Below are 1172 nucleotides of genomic sequence, written 5' to 3' on the forward strand. Positions count from 1 at the left end.
CGCCATCAAGTTCAGGAAAATTCAGTTTGTCACCGGTTTGATAGCTTTCTTTCGGAAAATAAGTAAGACCAGCACTCGCTTTGCGAGAAGCCTCTGCGGATGCACGCTTTTCCAGGAGGTGCTTAATTAAAACTCGACTGAGGTTTTGGATGGAAAGAGGTTCTTCCGTTTCAAACAGAAAGTTGGTAAGATACTGCAGGTCATCTGTACCGATAACTACCTTTTCCCAGTAGTTATTGGTTTTCTTAATGGGTGAAACGGTCATAAAATCCTCTTATAATTCAAGTATTATTAGATTATACATTAAATACACAGAGAGACAATCAAAAAATGAAAACAGACGTTCAAAAAATCAGTGCAATGGGTTGGGATAATTGTTTTGTATTACGAAGTGGACCCGTAGAAGTTGTCGCGACTGCGAATATTGGTCCGCGAATTATGTTTTTTGGATTAACAGGCGGGAAGAATCTCTATAAACTGTTTGATGGACAAGCCGGCAGAAGCGGAGATGAAACTTTTTTGTTTTACGGCGGACATCGACTGTGGGCTGCCCCGGAAGACCCTTACCTGACCTATATTCCTGATAATGACCCTGTGCAGGTTTCATATGGCGAGGATGACTTTCTGACTTTCACCCGACCAGCAGACGATAGTCAGCTGGAGAGGCGACTATCTATGCGCGTAGCCACATACCAAGATGTTGAAATGATTCATGATATGGTGGATTCGGATAATGGGGCAGGATTATTGGGTTCATTTGTCGTGAAACACGAAATTATCAATCGAGGAGATTTACCAGTCAAATCTGCTTCCTGGGGAATTAGTTCTTTTATCCCGGGCGGTATTGGCTTTTTCCCTATGGATCGGCGAACACTTCCGGAAAAACATCTTCAAGCTCAATTCAGCATCAATTTATGGCCATATAGCGATTTGAGTAATCCAGGTTACCAATGGAAAGATGAGTGGCTTCAGATTGATCAGCCTGCAACAAGCGTTAAGCAAAAAATTGGTGCCTGGAATCCCCGTCCGTGGCTGGCTTATCGATTAGAGGACTTGATGATTGTTATTCAGATGACGGGTAGTCAGAAGGACCAAGAGCAATATCCGGACTTGGGCAGTAACTGTGAAATCTATTTTGACCCAGATATGCTCGAATTGGAATTTTTGAGCGC

General features: G+C 42.9%; 2 protein-coding genes. One reads left to right on the plus strand and one right to left on the minus strand.

The window, feature by feature from the left end; translation table 11 throughout:
- A partial coding sequence (locus tag NC238_06435) for a hypothetical protein (GenBank protein MCM1565574.1) occupies window positions 1-265 on the minus strand: 265 nt, incomplete at its 3' end.
- A gap of 65 nt (window positions 266-330) precedes the next feature.
- Here NC238_06435 and NC238_06440 point away from each other — a divergent pair.
- On the plus strand, window positions 331-1172 hold an 842-nt coding region (locus tag NC238_06440), incomplete at its 3' end, for a hypothetical protein (GenBank protein ID MCM1565575.1).

The sequence above is a fragment of the Dehalobacter sp. genome (assembly GCA_023667845.1).
GTDB lineage: Bacteria > Bacillota > Desulfitobacteriia > Desulfitobacteriales > Syntrophobotulaceae > Dehalobacter.